We start from the raw sequence: 20,495 nt of genomic DNA on the forward strand, positions 1-20,495 counted from the left end.
GAACATCCTCTGCCGGAAGGGGCTCCGTGAGCCTCATCCTGCCTGATTCTCGGGTCTACGCTTCGCTTCGCCCGAGGATGACGGCCGTGGGGATGCTCACAATCGCCGCTTCTTCTCCAGCGAGCGACTCCAACGCGAGAGAGCGAAGCAGATCAGCCAGTAGATCGCGCCCGAGAAGGCATAGGCCTCCATGTTCATGCCGACCCAGTTGGGATCGGCAAGCGAGGCCTGTGCGATGCCGAGCAGGTCGAGGATCGAGACGACTAGGACCAGCGTGGTGTTCTTGATCAGGGCGATGAATTCGTTGGTCATCGCCGGCAGCGAGATGCGCAAGGCCTGCGGCAGGACGATCAGCCCCGTCGCCTTCCAGTAGGGGAGGCCGAGCGCGGTCGCGGCCTCGCGCTGGCCCCTGGGCAGGGCCTGCAGGCCGCCCCGCACCGCTTCCGCCATATAGGCAGCGATGACGAAGCCGAGCCCGATCACGGCGCGCGCTAATCGGTCGATGCCGATGCCGCCGGGCAGGATCAAGGGCAGCAGGAGCGAGGCCAGGAAGATCACCGCGATGATCGGCACGCCGCGCCAGAACTCGATGAAGATCACGCTGATCAGCCGGATGATCCTGAGTTCCGACTGCCGGCCGAGAGCGAAGAGAATGCCGAGCGGGATCGCGATCAGGCTCGAATAGATCGAGATGAACAGTGTGAGCATCAGCCCGCCCCAGTCGCGCGTCTCGACGTAAGTCAGGCCGAAGCCGCCGGAGAGCAGCCAGATGCCGAGCGGCGGCAGGATGACGAGCATCGCCAGCGCGAGCTTCAGCCGGAGGCGCTGCGGCGCCAGGACGACCGAGGCGATGCCCAGCACGAAGGCGATGCCGGCGATATCGACACGCCAGCGCTGATCGACGGGGTAGAGCCCGTACATGAATTGGCCGAAGCGCGCGCGGATGAAGACCCAGCAGGCACCGCCGGGCACGCAGTCGGCCCGCGTCGAGCCGACCCAGGTCGCGTCGATTACGGCCCAGCGGATCAGCGGAATGGCGATCCAGGCGATCAGCACGACCAGCACCACGCTGGTGAAGCCGGTGAAAGGCGTGCCGAACAGGCGCTCGCGCCAGAGGGAGCGGGAGGAGGTGCGGGTCATCGCGTCACCAGGGCGATGCGGGCATTGTACCAGTTCATCAGCGCCGACACGGCGAGGCCGATGACGAGATAGACCGCGAGCGTCATGGCGATGATCTCGATCGCCTGGCCGGTATTGTTGAGCGCCGAGCCCATGAACAGGCTGACCACGTCGGGATAGGCGATGGCCGCGCCGAAGGACGAGTTCTTGAGCACGTTGAGATATTGGTTGGTCAAGGGCGGGGTCATCACGCGCAAGGCCTGCGGGATGACGACGAGGCTTAGGATGCGGCCGGGCCGGAGGCCCAATGCAGAAGCGGCCTCGCTCTGGCCCTTGGCCACGGATTCGATGCCGCCGCGCACGATCTCGGCGATGAAGCCGGCGGTATAGGTGACGAGCGCGGCGAGCAACGCGACGAATTCAGGGATGACGACGAAGCCGCCGCGATAGTTGAAACCGCGCAGCACCGGAATATCCCAGCGCGTGGCGAGGCTGGCCCAGGCGATCGCGAGCGCCGGGACCACGAGGATCAGGCCGATACCCATGGCAAGCAGCGGCGCGTCCTGCCCGGTCCGTTCCTTGCGCTTGCGCGCCCAGGCGCTGGCCAGCCAGTAGCCGACCCAGGACACCAGGATCGCCAGCGCCGCCCAGCGGAAATTATCGGGCGCATCCGGCAGCGGAATGGTGATGCCGCGGTTGTTGAGGAAGGCGACGCCGAACAGGCCGATGCTCTGGCGCGGCTGCGGCAGGGCGGCGATGACGCCGAAATACCAGAACAGCACGAAGAACAGCAGCGGGATGTTGCGGACGAACTCGATATAGGCCCCGGCGATGGTCGAGAGCAGCCAGTGCGAGGACAGGCGCGCGATGCCCAGCGCGAAGCCGAGCAGCGTCGCAAGCACGATCGCGATCACGCTCACCAGCATGGTGTTGGCGACGCCGACCCAGAACAGCGCGAGGATATTGTCGGACTGGGTGTAGCCGGTCAGGACGAAAGGCACCTCGATGCCCGATGTCCGCCAGAGGAAGTCGAAGCCCGAGGCGATGCCGGCCTTGACCATGTTCTCCGAGGCATTGCGCACGAAGAACACCGTGAGGCCGACGAGCAGCAGGATCAGGGCGATCTGGTAGAACCAGTCCCGGACGCGCTTGTCGTTGATGAAGGATAGAACCTGGGCCAAAGGCGGTCCTCCGGCAGGAGGCTGGGAGGAAAGCCAGCCGTCGTTCCGGGCGGAGCGAAGCGGAGACCCGGAATCCATCGTAGGGCCATGCGCGCTACGATCGATTCCGGATCGGCGCCGCTACGCGGCTTGTCCGGAATGACGGCTGCGCTTCATTGGCGAGCGCAGACGTCCGGGAAGCCCGCTCTCACTGGAAGGGCGGGGTGAAGAGCAGGCCGCCCTTGGTCCAGAGCTGGTTCTGGCCGCGCTCGAGCTTCAGCGGCGAACCCATGCCGACGGTGCGCTCATAGCTTTCGCCGTAATTCCCGACCTGCTTGATGGCGTTGTACATCCAGTCGTTCGAGAGCCCCATCATCGCGCCGAAGCCACCCTCGGCGCCGAGCAGGCGGCGCACTTCGGTGTTCTTCGAGTTGGCCTTCATCTCGTCGACATTCTTGGAGGTGACGCCGAGCATCTCCGCCGCGATCGTGCCGTTCAGCACCCAGCGCACGATGAGCTGCCAGCGCTCGTCGCCCCAGCGGGTCACCGGGCCCTGCGGATCGTTCGAGATCGGCTGGGTCAGGATGACGTGATCGTCGGGGTTCTTGAGCTTGGCGCGCTGGCCGGCGAGCGCGCCGACGCCGGCGGTATAGGCGTCGCAACGGCCGGCGTCATAGGCCGCGATGGCGTCGTCGTTCTTCTGGAAATTGGTGATCGTGGTCTTGAGGTTGCGCTCGCGGAACCAGTCGGCGGCGTTCTTCTCCTCGGTCGAGCCGGCGGCGACGCAGACAGAGGCGCCATCGAGGCCGGCGGCATCCTTCACGCCGGCCGACTTGCGGACGATGAAGGTCTGGCCCTCGTAGAAATTGATGCCCTGGAAGTTGAGGCCGAGCGTCGCGTTGCGCGAGAAGGTGATGGTCGAGTTGCGCGAGAGCACGTCGACCTGGCCGGACTGCAGGATCGGCCAGCGCTGCTGCACCGAGGTCGGCGTGTACTTCACCTTGTTGGCATCGCCGAGGACGGCCGCGGCGAGCGCCTTGCAGTAATCGACGTCGAGCCCGCTCCACTCGCCCTTGTCATTGGCGAAGGAGAAGCCGGGCAGGCCGAGATGCACGCCGCATTCGAGATTGCCGCGCGCCTTGACGGCGTCCAGCGTCGGGCTCGGCGCGAGCTGCTGCGCCTGCGCCATCGAAGCCCCCGCAGCGAGCAGAGCCGCCGCACCCAAGATCCTGAACGTCATGTATCCGTCTCCCCGAAGCCGTCAGCGGCTTTCTGCGTTGAAAACCGACTATGCAACAGGCCTACCGAAAGCGGTAGCGGCAGAAATGCCAATCCGCGTCAGTTGCCGAAAATGGTGTTGAGCTGGCTTCCGACCATGATGAAGGTGGTGCGCTTGGGCACCTCCTTCAGGCGAACCGCGCCGATATAGGTCATGGCCGAGCGCACGCCGCCCATCAGTTCCTGCATCGTGCCCTCGACCGGGCCGCGATAGGGCACCTCGACGGTCTTGCCTTCGGACGCGCGGTACTTGGCGACGCCGCCGGAATACTTGTTCATCGCGGTGTCCGAGGACATTCCGTAGAAGGTCATCGCCACCGGCACCTTCTCGCCGTCGTGCTCCTCGTAGCGGATCTCGCCCTCGCATTCGTCGTGGCCGGCGAGCATGCCGCCCATCATCACGAAATCGGCGCCGCCGCCATAGGCCTTGGCGACATCGCCGGGCACGGTGAGGCCGCCATCGCCGCAGACGAAGCCCTTCAGGCCATGGGCCGCATCCGCGCATTCGATGATGGCGGAGAGCTGGGGATAGCCGACGCCGGTCATCTTGCGGGTGGTGCAGACCGAGCCCGGCCCGATGCCGACCTTGACGATGTCCGCGCCGGCGAGGATCAGCGCCTCCGTCATGTCGCCGGTCACGACATTGCCGGCCATGATCGCCGCATCCGGGAAGGCGGCGCGCGTCGCCTTGACCGTGTCGACGAATTTCTCGGTATAGCCGTTGGCGACGTCGAGGCAGATCTTGGTGATCGGCGACTGGGCGTGGACGGCCTTCAGCTTGTCATGGTCGGACTCGGTGGTGCCGAGCGAGTAAAAGGCGTTGGCAGAGCCCGGCTCGCGGAAGAAAGCGATCAGTTCCTCGGCACTGTAATGCTTGTGCAGGGCGACCATGGCGCCGTGTTTCAGGAGCGCGCGGGCCATGGCCATGGTGCCGACCACGTCCATATTGGCGGCGATCAGCGGAAAGCCCGTCCACTCCTTACCGGTATGGGCGAAGCGGAACGAGCGCTCGACATCGACCTCGGCACGGCTGCCCAGCGTCGAGCGCTTCGGGCGAATCAAGACATCGCGGAAATCGAGCTTCGGATCGTTTTCGATGCGCATGATCGGCCTCGGGCTGTCTTGCCGCGGGCTCGAGGCCCGGCGGCCGCACGCGGGAGAGGCGTGCGCCGATTCATAGCGCCCGGGAGGGGAGCGGCGCAATCCCGGGGCGGTCAGGCGGCCGCGGGCGGAGGGCTCGTCCGGGCGTTCTTGCGGATCGTGTAGAGCGTCGCCCCGATAACGACGGCCGCGCCGAGCCAGGTGGTGAGCGCCGGGATTTCGGCGAAGAAGACGAAGCCGGTGAAGCTCGCCAAGAGCAGGCGGCTGAAATCCAGTGGCGCCAGCGCCGCCGCCTCGCCGACCTGATAGGCGCGGGTGATCAGCCATTGCCCGGCCGTGCCGAACAGGCTGAGCGTGATCAGCCAGAACCATTGGTTGGACGTCGGCGTCTGCCACCAGGCCCAGGTCGGCACGGCGAGCAGAACGATCAGCACGATGCCCTGATAGAGCAGGATCGTGTCGGTGCGCTCGCTCGCCGCGAGTTTGCGGACGCTCACGGTGATCGCGGCGCCACAGACCGCGCCGGCGACCGCGAGCAGGGCGTAGATATCGAGCCCTTCCGAACTCGGCCGCAGCATGATCAGCACGCCGGCGAAGCCGATCACGGTCGCAGCCCAGCGCCGGCCGTCGACCACCTCCTTGAGGACGAGGACCGCCGCGATGGTTACGAAGAGCACCTGGCTGAAACCGATCGCCGTGGCTTGGGCGAGCGGGATTTTGACGACCGCGGTAAAGCCGCAGAGCATCGAGAGCAGCGTGACGACGCTGCGGAAAACCTGGAGTCCGAGCCGGTCGGTATGGAAGGCCTGGCGCAGGCTACCGGCGGCGAAGAGGAGCAGGATCGCCGTCATGATGACCTGGCGGATCAGCAGGATCTGCACGAGCGGGATGCCCTGCCCGACATGCTTGATGCCGGCGACCATCACCGCATAGACGAGCATCGCCGCGAACATGAAGACCGAGCCGCGCAGGTTCGGGCTCGCCCCGCGCCACCAATAGCGCAGGCGCTGCCGGCGGTTCTCCAGCCAGCCGGTCCGGCTCGCGCTGACAGGCGGTTCGGCCGCGACGATCGGGAGGGAGCGGGACGGTCCGGGCTCGGGAGGTACGGAAGCGGCCAGCTCGTGCCATGCCGGGGCATCGCCCTCAAACGCCGACCGGTCGTGCCGGGCGGACTGCCGCTCCTCGCTCATCACCCTCAACCAATGGTCGGCGGCCGATGATCGGCCCGGCATTTCATCCCTAACGCCAAATCATTGAGGAAACGTGGCAATTCGGCCAATGACAAAGTCACATGGCCGCATTGTGCCGGCCGCGCGACGCGCAGGGGCGGCATACCCGGCATGGGCTGTGCAATGGCGCGAACAGATTCTAGGACGAGCCCGAAAGGGACCTGCCGCTTGACGCTTCAAGACCGCCCATATCCCTGCCGCCCTGACGCAGAAGCGCGTTCGGGCGGCCCGTGTCGCCCGGCCGAATGCGGCGGGCGGCCGCGATGAAAGTCCTTCTCGACGATTTCGTCGGCGGATTGCGCCAGCTCGCTCCCAGCCGCTTTCCCTATCGCCGCTTTGCCCTGGCGCTGGCGCTCGGCGGGCTCGGCGGCTGGCTCTTCGTGCAGGCCAGGCTGCCCCTGCCCTGGATGCTGGGCTCGATGGTGTTCTGCACCTTCGCCGCGCTGATCAGCCTGCCCGTCGCCGCGCCGGCCGTGATCCGCCCGCCGATGACGGCGGTGATCGGCGTGATGCTCGGCGCCTCGTTCAAGCCGGAGGTGGTTTCGCAATTGCCGAACTGGCTGCCGACGCTTGCCGGGCTCGTGCTGTTCATGGTCGCCTGCGGGCTGTGCTGCGTCAGCTATTTCCGCCGCGTCGCGGGGTTCGACCCGGTCACCGCCTTCTTCTCGGGCATGCCGGGCGGCCTGATCGAGATGGTCACGGTCGGCGAGGAGAAGGGCGGCGATGCCCGCATCATCGCGCTGATCCATTCCGCCCGCATCCTGCTCGTCGTGATGACGCTGCCCTTCATCGTGCAGTGGATCGGCGGCGTGACGCTAGGCGGCGGTCGCGTCGCGGGCCCATCGATCATGCAGACGCCGCTCGGTTCCGAGCTCTGGCTGATCGGCTGCGGCATCGCGGGGGTCATCGTCGGACATTGGCTCCGGATGCCCGCGAAATTCCTGCTCGGCCCCATGCTGGTCAGCGCGATCGTGCATGTCACGGGCCTGAGCGCGGCGATGCCGCCGGCGGAGATCGTCAATGCCGCCCAGCTCATCCTCGGCGTGACGATCGGCTGCCGCTTCGTCGGCACGGCGCCGCGCATCATCCTGCGGGTGCTCCTGCTTTCGGTGGGCTCGACCGTGATTCTGCTGGCGCTGACGCTGGGCTTCGCCTGGCTGGTCGCGCTGATGTCCGTACATGGCCATGTCCCGCTGATCCTGGCCTATTCGCCCGGCGGCCTCGCCGAGATGAGCCTGATCGCGCTGGCGCTGCACACCGAGGTCGCCTTCGTCGCGGCCCATCACATCATCCGCGTCTTCCTGGTGATGGTCTCGGCCGGGCCGATCTTCGGCCTGATCGGCCGCCGGAAAGCTGCGGCGGACTAGCCGCTTTCACGCCGTCGCCGCGGCGAGCCCGCGCACGAGCCCGTCCGCCAGCGCGCTGCGCTGGCCCGCCATGAAGGCCGCGCCGTCGATACGCTGGCGATCTCCGGCGCGGATCGCGGCGACACGCTCGGTCACCGCGCGGGCGAAATCCGCCGCCGTATCGGCAAGTGTGAAATTAGCGGGCATTTCCGTGAATCCCCGGCAGGACAGGGTCGTCGCTACCGCGGGCAAGCCGAATTGCATCGCCTCGATCGTCTTGAGCTGCACGCCGGTGCCGGCCCGGCTCGACAGGGCAACGAGCCGGCAGGAGCGCAGGAACGACTCGGCCGAGGGCACGCGCCCGACCAGGGTCACGTTCATCGGCGCCTGCAGGTCGGGAGGCACGCGGCCGGCGACGGCAATGCGGATATCGTCCGGCAGAAGCGGGCAGATCTCGCGTAGGAACCATTCGAGGCCAATGAGATTGGGACCCCAGGTCCAGGTGCCGATCAGACCGACATCGAAAGCCGGGTCCTCTCCGAGACCGGCGGGCGAGGCTGCGGCCGGATCGCCCGAGACCAGCGGCAAGGCACAGGATTTCCGCTGATAGGCCGGCCCGAGCGCCTGCCGGTCTTCCTCGGCCAGCGTCCAGATGAAGCGCGCATCGTCCCAGAGCCTTCGCTCCAACCGCTCCAGCAGGCGCGCCTCGCGCCGGTAGAGCCGGCGGAACAACGGATTGCCGGCATGGTCGGCATTCTGTTCGGCCGAGACATGCTCGATATTGTGCTCGACGAGGATGCTGGGCGCGATCCGCAAAAGCTCCGGAAAAGCGCCGGGCAGGAGCACCGAATTGAGGACCAGCGCATCGAAGGGCCCGTGCGCCCGGACGGCTTCGACCAGGCGGCCGGCCCCGGCGAGCCGGAGCTTCGCACAGGCGACCGGCAAGCGGAGCCGGGCGGCGGCGGCGAGCCAGCGCAGCTTCTGTGCGGCCGGCACCACCGCGTTCTCGATATCGGCCTCGGCGACAACGATCGCACGGTCCGGATCGGCGGGAACCTCGCCCGGACGCAGGAAGCCGATCGCGGTGACGTCGTGGCCGGCCGCGCGCAACGCCGAGAGGATCGCCGCATTGGCGATCTCGAAGCCGGTATCCGGCCGGGCGACGGGGATCAGCGATGTCAGGAAAGCAAGGCGCAAGAGGGCAAGCTCGTCGGCAGATGGTATTCCACTCCTCCCATTGGCCGGGTAGGTCAAGCGGCCCCGCCATCTATGATCAACAGGGCCTCGCCGGATCATCGGCTGTTTCGGCAATGGCGAACACCGAACCTTAAGCCGTCACGGCCTAGTTTGCGGCTCGATGACGACGGCCAGCCAAACAAGCGCTAGCGTGACCGGAGGTGAGCAGGACCGCTCCACCCGGCCGGTCTTCGGCATGCCCGAGAGCTTCGAGGTGGTCGCCAGCTCGGCGCCGGAAGCCCTGGCGGGCATCGCCAGCGTCGTCTGCGTCCCGACCTTCCGGCGCCCGGACATGCTGGAGGCGACCCTGCGGTCGCTAGCCAACCAGACGGGCGGGCATGATTTCGCGGTGATCGTGGTCGAGAACGAGGGCGTCGAGCGCGCCGGCGCTACCCGCGCCAGCGCCCTGCACGCGGCGGGGCTGTTCAAGGGCTTCGTCATCGTCGAGCCGCGCCAGGGCAACTGCAAGGCCTATAACGCCGCCTGGCGCTGCGCGCTGACGCGCTTTCCGGCGCTCGAACAGGTTCTCGGCATCGACGATGACGAGGAGGCCGAGCCTGGCTGGCTCGATGCCTTCGTCACAGCGGCACGGGCCACCCCGGCCGAGCTGTTCGGCGGCTCGGTCACGGCCGTCTTCGCCGACCCGTCGCGCGCCTGGCTTTCGGCGCATCCGGTGTTCCGCTCGCATTACAATATCTCCGGGCCGGTGCCGATGCTCTATTCCAGCGCGAACTACCTGATCCGGCGCAGCGTGCTCGACAGGCTCGGATTTCCGTTCCTCGACGAAAGCTTCGACTTCACCGGCGGCGGCGATACGGATTTCTTCACCCGCGCCAAGGCGGCCGGCTTCCGCTTCTGGTGGGTGCAAGAGGCCGCGCAACGCGAGACCATGCCGGAGCGGCGCAGCACGTTCGACTGGATCAATGCGCGCGGCCTGCGCAATGGCGCGATCTCGGCCGCGATCGAAAGGCGGCAGAATCCGGGGCCGTTCGGAAGACTGAAAGTACTGGTGAAGTCGCTCGCCCTGCTCGCGGCGTCAGTCCCGCGCGGTCTTGTCCTGGGTCTGCGGACCCGCTCCGGGCTGATCGGGCTCTACCATGGACAGGTCGCGATCGGCCGATTGATGTCGGAATTCGGCGTCGCCAACGAGCAATACCGCAAGCCCGAGAAGAACTGATCCGGCCTTCGCCGCAGTAGAGGTTCAGGCCGCGTTGACGACGAGGCCGCGCAGCTTGGCGGCATGCGGCCCGAGCGCGTCCTGCCAGCGTTCGGCCGCAGCCTTGGCGGAGCGTCCTTCGCGCGCGACCAGCACGATATCGTCGACGGCTTCGGCAAAGCGCTCGATCAGGCCCGCGACCGGCAGGCTGCCGCCATCGACGATCATCGGCCCGAAGCGATGCGCGGCAGCGAACGGCCCGGTGCGAAGCGAAACCTGCCCCGCCGGCGGCAAATTCCCAGCGAAGGGCAGGAAGGTCAGGCCAGTGCCTTCGTCCTTGAGGATCGCGCGCGCTAGTGCCGCGCGCCCTGCCAGGACGTCGCCGAGCCCGAGCGGGGCGTCGGCCGCGAAGACAGGGGTCAGGCCGTGGGCACCGTCACCGGCATCGACCAGCAATGCAGGCAGGCCCGCCGCGGCCGCATCCAGCGCGAGATTGAGGGCGAGGGTCGTCGTGCCCGCTTGCGGCTCCAGGCCGAGGATCAGGATGCGGCGGCGCTGCTCGCCGCCCCCCGCCTTAGCCAGGGCCAGACGGATCGCGGAGACGGCCTCGGCGAAGGCGCCTTGCGGCTTGTCGATGACATCGACCAGATGTGCCTGCCCCTGGAAGACAGAACGAGCCTCGACGCCACGGCGCCAGCGACGGTTGCGCACCGCCGGAAGGGTTCCGAGCGCCGGCAAGGAGGCTAGCTCCGGTGCCGGTTCCGGGATGCTCAGGGGTACGGAACGATGCACCGGCTCGGCAGCGGGCTCGGCTGCCGGCTCCGGCTGGCGCGCGACACGGTCCGCCTGCCCGCCCTGGATCGCCATGAGGCGCCGCCAGCCCGCCGGTCCCAGCCCCGTGGAAACGGCCGGTGGCGAAGCTTCCTGCGCCGCCGCTGCCGCGGGCTGCGAACGAGGCGGCGGAGCGGCAGCCGACGGTGCAGGCGTCTCCTGCTCGGCCGTGTCAGTGACGACGGGGCGCGGCGCCCGGCGCCAGAACGGCTGGCGCGGCGGCGGAGAGGGAGCAGCGGCGGCGGGCGATGATGGGGCGGGCGCGGGCGGCTGCTCGACAACCGCCTCGGTCGGGACCGGACGTGGCGCGCGGCGCCAGAACGGCTTGCGCGGACGCGGCTCGGAGGCGACGGCCGGGCGCGGCACCGCGAACAGGGCGAGGCCGAGCGCGAGCAGCATGCCCACGCCGCCGCCGCCGACCAGGCCGAGCAAAGCGAGCGTTCGGCGGCTGACGCCGCTCTTTTCGAGCGGCGGCATGGCCGGGCTGATGATGCGGGCATTGGTGGTGTCGATGCCGCCGAGCTCGCCGGTCTCGCGGGCGCGCTTGAGGAAGGCATCGTAGATGGCGCGCGAGGATTCGACCTCGCGTTCGAGCTCGCGCAACTGCACGGAGGCGCGGCCGGCGGCGTACTGCCCGGCGGTGAGCTGGTCGACGCGGCGGGCGAGCTGGCGCTCGGCCTCGACCGCGCGGTCATATTCGGCCTTGGCGGCGCGGGCGATGCGGGAGAGCTCGTCGGCGATCTGGCGGCGGGCGTCGCGCACCTGAGACTGCGACGAGGCGAGCGCCGGATGCCGCGCGCCGAGCGAGGAGACGAGATCGGCCTCGCGGGCCAGCGCCGCGCCAAGCTGGGCGCGCAGGGCGGTCATCGTGTTGGAGGCGACGGCTTCGGGGATCGCACCGGCCTCGATATTGGCGGCGCGCGTCGCGGTTATCTGGTCGTATTTGGCCTTGGCTTCGGTCGCGCGTGTCCGCGCCGCGACGAGCTGGGCATTGTTGAGCGAAAGCTGCTCCTCGCTCAGCGAGCGGCCGCCGACGCCGACGATATTATTGGCTTCCTTGTATTTCTCCGCCTTTTCCTCGGCGGTGCGCAGGCGATTGCGCAGTTCCTCCAAGCGGCCGGTCAGGGCCGTGGTCGCGCGCTGGGCGGCCTCGGCACGCACTGCCGTCTGGTCTTCGAGATAGGCCTCGGCCAGCGCATTGGCGATCTTCGCCGCCTTGTCGGGGTCCTGCGCCGTCGCGGAGATGTCGATGACGAAGGTGCGCTCGCCGCGGCGAACGCTCACGGTGCGGTCGAGCGCCGCCAGCGCATAGAGCGTCGCCTTCGGCGAGAGGCCGGTATCAGTGCCCAACAGGCGAGACAGGAAGCCGGCCGAAGCGCCGCCGAAATCGGGATCGCGGTCGAGGCCAAGCCGCTCGACCACGCGCGACTTGATGCTGTCGGATGCGATCACCCGCGCCTGGCTTTCGAGATAGCCGGTGATCGAGGTCGGATCGCTGCCGACGGTGTTGGGCGAGACGTCGTTCTGGAGCACGCGCAGGTCGCGCGGATCGATGAAGAGCTGCGCGGTCGAGACGTATTTCGGCGCGATCAGCAGGCTGCCGAAGATCGCCAGGACGAGGCCGAGCACGGCCATCAGCAGGATCAATCCGCGCCGCGCCCAGAGCGTCCCGACGATCCAGGCGGGATCGGTGAGGCGGCCAAGCTGAGCGGGCATGGCCGAAGCCGGCCGCTCGCGGCGCTCCGGCTTCTCCTGTGCTTCGCTTGCAGCGGGCTCGGTCGTGAACATGACGCTACGCTTCACTGTCCCACATCACGCCAGCCCACGCCGATAGCGTTCGAGCACGGCCATCATCGGCTTTTGCCGGTAATCGGCATCAAGCGGCAGGGGCCTTGCGCGGGCGCTGTCCTTGCGCGGGAAAGTTTCGTGAACCCATGAATAGCGGTCGGTCAGCCCCCAGGTGACGATCGCCTTCGGCCGCTTGGCCGAGACGATCGCCTCGAGGAAGGTGGAGACCAGGGCGGCGGCTGTCTTGTCGCGCTGCGCGGGATCGGCGGGCAGCTTCCAGTCGATGACGTCGAGCTCGGTGATCTCGACATCCAGGCCGAGTTCGTCGAGGTCGCGCATGAAGCGCTGCAATCCGTCCACGTCGATGCCCTTGTCGGCATAAAGATGGGCCTGCATGCCGATGCCATGCACAGGGATGCCCTTGTCCTTGAGGCGCCGGCAGATATCGAGCGCGACCTTGCGGCGCGCGGCGGCGCCGGGAACCGGCTCCTCGAAATGGAAATCGTTGAGGACGAGCCGGGCCTTGGGATCGACCCGTGCCGCCGTGCGGAAGGCGATGTCGACATGCTCCGGCCCGAGCAGGCGCTGCCAGATCGTGTCGCGATACGGCCCGCCTTCCGTGGGATCATATTTGATGACCTCGTTGACCACGTCCCAGGTCCCGACCCGCCCCTTGTAGCGGTCGACCACGATCTCGATGTGGTTGACGAGCTCGCGCTCGGCTTCGGCGCGCGTCGCCATCTCCTTCGCCCAGGGCGGCAGAGCCTCGCCCCAGAGCAGCGTGTGGCCGCGCAGCGCCTTTTTGTTCGCCTCGGCGAAGCCGACGAGCTCGTCGGCGCCGGAGAAATCGAAGCGCGGCCGGTCGTGCCGCAGCGCCTCCCATTTCAGATCGTTCATCGGGACGATGACGTCGCAATAGCGCTTCAGCGCGTCGCGATAGCGCGCGTCCTTGCGAAAGGTCTCGATCTCCGCCGCGGAGCCGAACGGAATCGGCCTGTCGGCCGCAAGCGCCGCACCCAAACTCCCGGCCGCCGCCAGGCAAGCCGAAGTCCCGCGCAGCAGGCCGCGGCGCGTCAAGGACGCTTCATTCCGGTCCGTTTCAGCTTTCCGTTCGGTCAATCGGGACGCTTCCGTGTCGTTTAGGGTCGTTCAACGCCTCTGGTCTAAGAGGGATCCGTCATGCTGCAACGCTAAGGCACGCGCCGGGCCAGCCGCCGCGGAAACGGGTTCATGCTGCCGGATCGCGCCACCATCTTCGCCTACCTCACCATCCTGAGCGGCTCCGCCGGCCGGCTCGTGATCTCCCTTGTCTACTTCCTCATCGTTGCGAATACGTTGACCCTCGGCGAATTCGGTCTGTTCGCCACGGCCTCCTCGACCGGGCTCATCCTGTCGCGGCTTCTCGCCTTCGGATTCATCTCGCCGCTCTACCGGGTCGCCACGGTCAAGCCGCGGCTGCTCGGCGCCTATCTCTCGGGTTTCGCCGGGCTATCCGTTCTGTCGCTGCCGCTCATCATTGCCGTGGCCGGCGGTGCCTATCTGCTCCTGTTCGCGGAGCGCCTGGCAGTCCTGCCCTTCGCGGTGATCATCGTCGCCGAGGTGCTGGGCTGGCGGCTGGTCGAGGTCGTCGCCATAGTCAATAACGGCCTCCGGCGCTTCCGGCAGGCGGCGCTGCTGGTCATCATCGGCTCGAGCTTGCGGACGGTCGCGGCGCTGCTCTTCGCCGCATTCGGCCATGCCGATCTCGATATCTGGGCCTTCGCCTATTGCGCGGCGACGATGGCGAGCGCGCTGATCGCGCTGATCGCCTTCCTGCCGGCCGCGCGCTGGCGCTTCGTGCGCAGCCTCTATCCACGCCGGATGGCCGATGCCGTCTTCGCCGGCGCGGCCGATATCGTGTTCTACATCCAGTCCGAGCTCGACAAACTGCTCGTGCTGGGTCTGGCCGGCGAGCGCACCGCCGGGCTCTATGCGATCGCGCTCAGGGTGATCGACCTCACCGCCATGCCGGTGCGCAGCTTCAACCAGATGCTGGTCCAGAAGATCATGCAGGAGCGCGGCATCGGCGGCTTCAAACGGCTCGCGGCCTACGAGGCCGGCATCGCGTTGGTCTCGGTCGCCGGGCTCGTCGCCGTCATCGTCGCGCTCAAGCCGTTCCCGAACCTGCTCGGGCGCAATGTCTCGGAAGCCGCCTATCTGTTCGCGCCGATGCTGCTGGTCCCGGCCTTCCGCAACCTCGTCGAGTACCATGCCGAATTGCTCTATGCGCGCGAACGCACGGGCTCGCGCATCGCGCTGCTTTGCCTGCTGACCGCGATCAAGGCCGGGCTGATCTCGCTGGTGATGACCCGCTATCCGGACGCCGGGAGCTGGGCCGCCGGAATGAACCTCGTCTTCGGGGTGGTCTATCTCGCCTCGGCCGGCTTCACTTACACGCTGCTGGCGCAGGCGCGGCGCGCGCCGCTACGCTGAGGCCTGCTTGTCGAACAGGGCGCGGATGCGATCGAGCGGCTGGCCGATGAAGGACTGGATGCCGACGGCGACCTGCCAGGGCTCCAGCACCTCCTCGAAGGAGCGCAGCTCTGCCATGCCGACAGCGTCCTCGCTGAACCAGTAGACCTTGCAGAGCTCGCGCGCGTCCGGCCAGTGGCCGGCGGCGTCGAGCCCGAGCACGCGTTCGACGAAATAGCCGTAGATCATGTATTCCGAGAACTGGCGCTCGCGCGCGATGGCGGAGACCCAGTCGCGCTCGCTGACGCTCTCGACATGGTCGAGCAGGGCCAGGACATGGTCGCGGCGCCAGCTCACCAGGTTGTTGATGTAGTCGGGGCTCGGAAACGATGGCGCATCGAGTCCGAGCAAAGCGGAGGCATGCGTGCACCAGGGGATGTGGCGCGCCATGTCGGCGGTGATCGCATCGGGCTTGCGGTAGAGCCGGATCGCGCCCTCATCCGACAGGCTGGTCAGGTCGAAGGGCCGCACGAACAGCATGTCGGAATCGGCGAAGAGGATTACGTCCTCGGTGCCGGCCTTGGCGACGGCGAATTTCCGGAGCTGCTGGGCATGCCAGCCGCGCAGCGGCGGGATGCCGCGCGCCAGCGCCTGCATCCCGGTCCAGAGCCGGCGCTTGCCAAGGGAAAACGGGTCAGGCCGCGAGCGCAGCCAGCCCGGCAGCAATTGCGATTCCGGCAGGATACGGCGACGCGGGCCCTCGAGATCGCGGAAGAGCGGGACGTCGCGATCCTCGACCAGGAGATAATGGACCGCATGGCCGCTGACGAAGCGGTCGATGCTGGCGCAGAGCAGCCGGCAGCGCTCGATATCGCCCCTGTAGCTCGGCGTCGCCAGGGCAAAGGTTTCGCTCAATGGATTGGTCTCACCCGCTCCTTCGGCCGCCCATGGCATATTGCCGGGCCATGCGCAGAAGGAAAGCGGGATTGCCGAGCACGTAGCGGCGCCAGAGCCGGCGCGGTTCGAGCCAGAGCCGATAGATCCATTCGAGCCTGATCTGGCGCACGAGCTCCGGCGCACGCGGCACCTCGTCGGCGAAGAAGTCGAACAGCGCCCCGACGCCGGCCGCGACCGAGCAATGCTGCGGCCCGAGCTTGTCGGCGATGAAGCGCTCCTGCAACGGATTGCCCATCGCGACCAGAAGGAGATCCGGGCGCTGGACCTTCAGCTTGTCGAGTAGCGCCTGCTCCTCGTCGGCGGCGAAATAGCCGTGCGAGACGACGCTGAAATGATGCCCCGGATAGCGCTTCGCCAGATTCGCCACCGCCCGGTCCGCGACACCGGGCCGGCCGCCGAGCAAGGCGACATGCATGGGCCGCCCGGCCTGCGCGAAGAGGGTCGGGAAGAAATCCGTCCCGTTGAGATTGGCCGGGAAGGCCTTGCCGTAGAGCATCCAACTGCCGACATCGACGCCGATGCCGTCGGCCAGCACGAGGAAGGTCGAGAGGCTGCGCTGCAGGGCGGCGTTGCCGGCGGCGACGTTGACCAGGTTGGCATTGCAGAAGGCCAGCTTCATGTGGCCGCCGGTCAAGACTGCGTCGCTGACCTCGGCGATCGCCGTCTCGCGCTCCATCACCGCGATGCCGATGCCCCCGATGTCGCGCTTGGCATAGCCCGGCCGCTTGCGGCTCCCGGCTTCGCTGGCGATCGTGATGGAGGCGGTTGCGGGCACGGGTTTCTCGATGAAGGGCACGGCGGCCCATTGCGAATACCCACTTGTCTTTGCCGTTTCAGGGGCCGGGTCAAGGCAAAGCCGGAGCAAAGGTGAACGGCTTATTCCCGCGATCCGCGAAGCCGCGTTAATGGCAATCCGCTTGCAGCAACAAGGGCTTGTACCGAACCGAAACGAAAAGCACCCCGACCCGTGCGTGCCTCTTCCGGACCCGTCCCAGCTCGACACAGACCCCGCCCGGACCGCCCCGATCCGGCACGCGCCGGAGGTCCCGGTTCCCAGGTTTTTTTGGCGTTGTCCTTAACGGCTTGCATGGCGGGTCTGCAGATTTCTCTGAAGCCGCCTCGCCCTCTGGCCGCTCCCCGACCGGACGGCTAGGGTGATTCGCATAACAAGGCGGGAGGGCCGGGCATGAACCAAATCGATTTAAAGAAGCGGGTCGCGATCGTGACCGGCGGGGCGCAAGGCATCGGCCGCGCCGTCGCCGAGCGCTTCGCGCAGAGTGGCGCGACCGTGGCGATCTGGGATGTCGATGCGGCGCTCGCCGCGAAGGCCGCGGCCGAGATCGGCCATGGCGCGATCGGGGTCGGCGTCGACGTGACCGATGCCGACGCCGTCCAGAAGGCGAGCGATGCGCTGGAAGCGCAGCATGGCAGCATCGACATCCTCGTCACCAGCGCCGGCATCGCCGGGCCCAACCACAAGACCTGGGAATACCCGCTCGAGGACTGGGCCAAGGTCATGAAGCTCAATGTCGACGGCACGCTGCATTGCTGCCGCTCGGTCATTCCCGGCATGGTCAAACGCAACTATGGCCGCATCGTTCTGGTCGCCTCGATCGCCGGCAAGGAGGGCAATCCCAACGCCTCCGCCTATTCCGCCTCGAAGGCGGCGGTGATCGCGCTGACGAAATCGCTCGGCAAGGAGCTCGCCGACAAGGATGTCGCGGTGAACTGCATCACGCCCGCGGCGGCGCGCACCCGCATCTTCGACCAGATGAGCGAAGAGCATATCGGCTACATGCTGGCGAAGATCCCGCGCGGGCGCTTCCTGCTGCCCGACGAGGTCGCTGCGATGGTCGCCTTCCTGGCCTCGGCCGAGAACAGCTTCACCACGGCCGGCGTGTTCGACCTGTCAGGCGGGCGCGCGACCTACTGAGACCCCGGGTCCATAGCCTCACCGTCATTCCGGGGCAGGCCGCAGGCCTGAGCCCGGAATCCAGAGCCGATGCCAGCAGGAATTTGAGCGATCGCTCACCCGCGCCTTTTACGGAAACGGTGTCGGTTCTGGGTTTCGGGCTCTTCGCTTCGCGAAGCTCCGGAATGACGGCATGCTTTCCATCAAATGATGAGGGCTGGAGGCTGCCAGCAATGCCGCCGTAGAGAAGCTGCTTGGCGAAAATGCCGGTCGCAGTTTTCAAAACCCTGCTCTAGCTTGACGGCATGATGCAGACGCTTCCTTCCGCCGCCGTCCTCGGTGCCCGCGCCTTCGCCGCGTTGGCCGGCCTCAATCGCTTCAGCGACGAGCCCGGCAAGCTGACTCGGCTTTATCTTTCGCCTGCGCACAAGCAGGCGGCGGAATGGGTCAAGGGCGCGATGGAAGTCGCGGGGCTGACCGCCTTCATCGACGCCGCCGGCTCCGTGCAGGGACGGCGCGAAGGCACCGTACCGGGGGCGCCCGCCGTGCTGATCGGCTCGCATATCGACACCGTGAAGGATGGCGGGCGCTTCGACGGCAATCTCGGCGTCGTCGCCGGCATCCTCGCGGCGCAGGCTCTGCGCGATGCCGGAATCAGCCTGCCCTTCGCGCTGGAAGTGATCGGCTTCGGCGACGAGGAGAATGTCCGCTTTCCCACGCATCTCTCGACCTCCGAGGCGCTGGCCGGCGCTTATAACCCGGCCTGGCTGGAGGCACGCGACAGCGAGGGCGTGAAGCTCGGCGAGGCCCTCGTCGCCTTCGGCGGCAATCCGGCGGGGATCGCGGCGCTCGCGCGCAAGCCAGGCTCGATCCAGGCTTATCTCGAGGTCCATATCGAGCAGGGACCGGTGCTGGAGGCGGAGAACGAGCCGGTCGGCATCGTCACCGCCATCAACGCGCAGAGCCGCGCGCGGGTGCGCGTCACCGGCGAGGCCGGACACGCCGGCACCGTGCCGATGGCGCTGCGCAAGGATGCGCTGACGGCCGCCGCCGAGATGGCGCTGGCACTGGAACAGATCGCGGGCGCGCATGAGCTCGCCGTCGGCACGGTCGGCGTGCTCAGGCCCGAGCCGGGCGCGACCAATGTCGTCCCCGGCGCGGCCGAGTTCACCATCGACTACCGCGCCCCGAAGAACGAGACGCTCGCCTCGATGGAGGGGCAGATCCGGAGCCGTTTCGCCGAAATCGCGGCGCGGCGCGGCGTCGGGCTCGAGATCGTGCCCTATGCCAAGGCCGCGGCGGTGCCGATGGAGCCCAGGCTGCAGGATGCCTTCGCCGCCGGCATCGCCCGGGCCGGCAGCAATCTCGCCGGCCGGCGCCTGCCTTCCGGCGCCGGGCACGACGCCATGGCGATCGCGCAGGTCGCGCCCGTCGCCATGCTCTTCGTGCGCAACGAGAAGGGCATCAGCCATTCCCCGCTGGAGAACATGACCGAGGCCGATGCCGGGATCGCCATCCGTGTCCTCATCGAAACGATTCTGGAGCTCGCCGAAAAGGCGAAGTAGAACGATTCCAGCCGCGACACCGCGCGCCATTCCGGAGACGGCCCGAAAGGCCTAGGAGAGGCGCGCCGCAGGAGGCTGGAATGGATTTCGAGAGTTTCTTCCGCGAGGAGCTGGACGGCTTGCGCCGCGAAGGCCGCTATCGCGTCTTCGCCGACCTGGAGCGGCAGGCCGGCCGCTTTCCGCTCGCGACCTATCATGGCTTGGGCGGCCCGCGCGACGTCACCGTCTGGTGCTCGAACGACTATCTCGGCATGGGCCAGCATCCGAAGGTGCTCGCCGCGATGCACGACGCGCTCGACGGCAGCGGCGCCGGCGCCGGCGGCACCCGCAATATCGGCGGCACCAACCATTACCATGTCCTGCTGGAGCGCGAGCTTGCCGACCTGCACGGCAAGGAAGCCGCACTGATCTTCAATTCCGGCTATGTCTCGAACTGGGCCTCGCTCTCGACGCTGGCCGCGCGCATTCCCGGCTGCATCGTGCTGACGGATGGGCTGAACCATGCCTCGATGATCGAGGGCATCCGCCATTCGCGCGCGGAAAAGCATATCTTCGCCCATAACGACCCCGCCGACCTGCGCCGCAAGCTTGCGGCGCTCGATCCGAACCGGCCGAAGCTTATCGCTTTCGAGTCGGTCTATTCGATGGATGGCGACATCGCGCCGGTCAGGGAGTTCTGCGACATCGCCGAGGAATTCGGCGCGATGACCTATATCGACGAGGTCCATGCCGTCGGTCTCTACGGCGCGCGCGGCGGCGGCATCTCGGAGCGCGAGGGGCTGACCGACCGTCTCACCCTGATCCAGGGCACCCTGGCGAAATCCTATGGCGTGATCGGCGGCTATATCACCGGCTCGGCCGCGCTCTGCGATTTCATCCGTAGCTTCGCCTCCGGCTTCATCTTCTCCAGCTCGCTGCCGCCGGCCGTGGCGGCGGGAGCGATTGCCGCGATCCGGCATCTCAAGGACAGCTCCGCCGAGCGGGAGCGCCAGCAGGACCGCGTCGCGGCGTTGCGGGCCAAGCTCGACGCCGCCGGCATCCCGCATCTCGCCAATCCCAGCCATATCGTGCCGGTGATGGTCGGCGATGCTCAAGCCTGCAAGGCGATCAGCGACGAATTGCTGGATCGCTTCGACATCTATGTCCAGCCGATCAATTACCCGACCGTGCCGCGCGGCACGGAGCGCCTGCGGATCACGCCCTCGCCCTTCCATTCCGACGCCGATATCGACGCCCTGGTGGCGGCGCTCGGTGCGATCTGGGCCCGTGACGGGTTGAAGCGGGCGGCTTGAGGGTCGTCCGAGGCGTCATGCTCAGGCTTGACCCGAGAAACTCCTGACGAGAAAGAGCCGGGAGCCCCTTCCGG

Annotated in this window: 16 protein-coding genes; 6 read left to right on the forward strand and 10 right to left on the reverse strand. The window is 67.7% G+C overall.

Annotation, left to right across the window (positions count from 1 at the left end; all coding sequences use genetic code 11):
• Window positions 1–96: 96 nt before the first annotated feature.
• The 5 genes from JHD80_RS09625 to JHD80_RS09645 form a co-directional block, all read right to left on the reverse strand.
• A complete protein-coding gene (locus JHD80_RS09625) occupies window positions 97–1,140 on the reverse strand; it encodes an amino acid ABC transporter permease (protein WP_199086473.1) in 1,044 nt (347 codons plus the stop codon).
• Complete coding sequence (locus tag JHD80_RS09630; protein WP_248311460.1) at window positions 1,137–2,300, reverse strand: amino acid ABC transporter permease; 1,164 nt, start codon at window positions 2,298–2,300, stop codon at window positions 1,137–1,139. The genes JHD80_RS09625 and JHD80_RS09630 overlap by 4 nt, the downstream gene beginning before the upstream one ends.
• Window positions 2,301–2,487: 187 nt before the next feature.
• A complete protein-coding gene (locus tag JHD80_RS09635; RefSeq protein WP_199086477.1) occupies window positions 2,488–3,519 on the reverse strand; it encodes an amino acid ABC transporter substrate-binding protein in 1,032 nt (343 codons plus the stop codon).
• Between the two features lie 98 nt (window positions 3,520–3,617).
• Window positions 3,618–4,661 carry a GMP reductase gene (locus JHD80_RS09640; RefSeq protein WP_199086479.1) on the reverse strand — a complete coding sequence of 348 codons (1,044 nt, stop codon included), beginning with the start codon at window positions 4,659–4,661 and terminating at the stop codon, window positions 3,618–3,620.
• A gap of 110 nt (window positions 4,662–4,771) precedes the next feature.
• Window positions 4,772–5,848 carry a DMT family transporter gene (locus JHD80_RS09645; RefSeq protein WP_199086481.1) on the reverse strand — a complete coding sequence of 359 codons (1,077 nt, stop codon included), beginning with the start codon at window positions 5,846–5,848 and terminating at the stop codon, window positions 4,772–4,774.
• Window positions 5,849–6,150: 302 nt separating this feature from the next.
• Here JHD80_RS09645 and JHD80_RS09650 point away from each other — a divergent pair, with 302 nt between their 5' ends.
• Complete coding sequence (locus JHD80_RS09650; protein ID WP_199086483.1) at window positions 6,151–7,254, forward strand: AbrB family transcriptional regulator; 1,104 nt, start codon at window positions 6,151–6,153, stop codon at window positions 7,252–7,254.
• Window positions 7,255–7,260: 6 nt separating this feature from the next.
• Here the strand turns inward: JHD80_RS09650 and JHD80_RS09655 are convergent, their stop codons facing one another.
• Complete coding sequence (locus JHD80_RS09655; RefSeq protein WP_199086485.1) at window positions 7,261–8,430, reverse strand: glycosyltransferase; 1,170 nt, start codon at window positions 8,428–8,430, stop codon at window positions 7,261–7,263.
• A gap of 190 nt (window positions 8,431–8,620) precedes the next feature.
• On the opposite strand from JHD80_RS09655, the gene JHD80_RS09660 reads away from it, so the two are divergent.
• The gene (locus JHD80_RS09660; RefSeq protein WP_349237243.1) at window positions 8,621–9,646 is read left to right on the forward strand and encodes a glycosyltransferase family 2 protein; all 1,026 of its coding nucleotides are present in this window, start codon (window positions 8,621–8,623) and stop codon (window positions 9,644–9,646) included.
• A gap of 24 nt (window positions 9,647–9,670) precedes the next feature.
• On the opposite strand, the gene JHD80_RS09665 is transcribed toward JHD80_RS09660, so the two are convergent.
• Both JHD80_RS09665 and JHD80_RS09670 read right to left on the reverse strand, forming a co-directional pair.
• Window positions 9,671–12,244, reverse strand: a complete 2,574-nt coding sequence (locus tag JHD80_RS09665) for an exopolysaccharide transport family protein (RefSeq protein ID WP_199086487.1) — start codon at window positions 12,242–12,244, stop codon at window positions 9,671–9,673.
• Window positions 12,245–12,268: 24 nt separating this feature from the next.
• Window positions 12,269–13,321 (reverse strand): endo-1,4-beta-xylanase, encoded by a 1,053-nt coding sequence (locus tag JHD80_RS09670; RefSeq protein WP_199086489.1) that lies wholly within the window; start codon window positions 13,319–13,321, stop codon window positions 12,269–12,271.
• A 153-nt stretch (window positions 13,322–13,474) separates the two neighbouring features.
• Between JHD80_RS09670 and JHD80_RS09675 the strand changes: the two genes are divergently transcribed.
• The gene (locus JHD80_RS09675; RefSeq protein ID WP_199086490.1) at window positions 13,475–14,716 is read left to right on the forward strand and encodes a lipopolysaccharide biosynthesis protein; all 1,242 of its coding nucleotides are present in this window, start codon (window positions 13,475–13,477) and stop codon (window positions 14,714–14,716) included.
• Here JHD80_RS09675 and JHD80_RS09680 read toward each other — a convergent pair.
• Both JHD80_RS09680 and JHD80_RS09685 read right to left on the reverse strand, forming a co-directional pair.
• Window positions 14,708–15,610 (reverse strand): DUF6492 family protein, encoded by a 903-nt coding sequence (locus tag JHD80_RS09680; protein WP_199086492.1) that lies wholly within the window; start codon window positions 15,608–15,610, stop codon window positions 14,708–14,710. The two genes, JHD80_RS09675 and JHD80_RS09680, sit on opposite strands and share 9 nt — an antisense overlap.
• Before the next feature lie 10 nt (window positions 15,611–15,620).
• Window positions 15,621–16,427 carry a WecB/TagA/CpsF family glycosyltransferase gene (locus tag JHD80_RS09685; RefSeq protein ID WP_199086499.1) on the reverse strand — a complete coding sequence of 269 codons (807 nt, stop codon included), beginning with the start codon at window positions 16,425–16,427 and terminating at the stop codon, window positions 15,621–15,623.
• Between the two features lie 411 nt (window positions 16,428–16,838).
• Between JHD80_RS09685 and JHD80_RS09690 the strand changes: the two genes are divergently transcribed.
• From JHD80_RS09690 to hemA, 3 genes are all read left to right on the forward strand, one after another.
• Entirely contained in the window at window positions 16,839–17,585 is a 747-nt protein-coding gene (locus JHD80_RS09690) for an SDR family NAD(P)-dependent oxidoreductase (protein ID WP_199086501.1), read from the forward strand.
• A gap of 287 nt (window positions 17,586–17,872) precedes the next feature.
• Window positions 17,873–19,129, forward strand: coding sequence for an allantoate amidohydrolase (locus tag JHD80_RS09695; RefSeq protein ID WP_248311461.1), 1,257 nt, complete (start codon window positions 17,873–17,875; stop codon window positions 19,127–19,129).
• 80 nt (window positions 19,130–19,209) lie between these two features.
• Window positions 19,210–20,421, forward strand: coding sequence for a 5-aminolevulinate synthase (hemA, locus tag JHD80_RS09700; protein ID WP_199086504.1), 1,212 nt, complete (start codon window positions 19,210–19,212; stop codon window positions 20,419–20,421).
• The last annotated feature ends 74 nt before the right edge of the window (window positions 20,422–20,495 follow it).

Origin of the sequence: Allobosea sp. ASV33 (genome assembly GCF_016428755.1) — a bacterium.
In the GTDB taxonomy this organism is placed as follows: Bacteria; Pseudomonadota; Alphaproteobacteria; order Rhizobiales; family Beijerinckiaceae; genus Allobosea.

Coding starts and splice junctions, on each gene's coding strand:
- JHD80_RS09625 (WP_199086473.1), bottom strand. CDS start 1,140: ATGACCCGCACCTCCTCCCGCTCCCTCTGGCGCGAGCGCCTGTTCGGC.
- JHD80_RS09635 (WP_199086477.1), bottom strand. CDS start 3,519: ATGACGTTCAGGATCTTGGGTGCGGCGGCTCTGCTCGCTGCGGGGGCT.
- JHD80_RS09640 (WP_199086479.1), bottom strand. CDS start 4,661: ATGCGCATCGAAAACGATCCGAAGCTCGATTTCCGCGATGTCTTGATT.
- JHD80_RS09645 (WP_199086481.1), bottom strand. CDS start 5,848: ATGAGCGAGGAGCGGCAGTCCGCCCGGCACGACCGGTCGGCGTTTGAG.
- JHD80_RS09650 (WP_199086483.1), top strand. CDS start 6,151: ATGAAAGTCCTTCTCGACGATTTCGTCGGCGGATTGCGCCAGCTCGCT.
- JHD80_RS09665 (WP_199086487.1), bottom strand. CDS start 12,244: ATGTTCACGACCGAGCCCGCTGCAAGCGAAGCACAGGAGAAGCCGGAG.
- JHD80_RS09675 (WP_199086490.1), top strand. CDS start 13,475: ATGCTGCCGGATCGCGCCACCATCTTCGCCTACCTCACCATCCTGAGC.
- JHD80_RS09690 (WP_199086501.1), top strand. CDS start 16,839: ATGAACCAAATCGATTTAAAGAAGCGGGTCGCGATCGTGACCGGCGGG.
- JHD80_RS09695 (WP_248311461.1), top strand. CDS start 17,873: ATGCAGACGCTTCCTTCCGCCGCCGTCCTCGGTGCCCGCGCCTTCGCC.
- hemA (WP_199086504.1), top strand. CDS start 19,210: ATGGATTTCGAGAGTTTCTTCCGCGAGGAGCTGGACGGCTTGCGCCGC.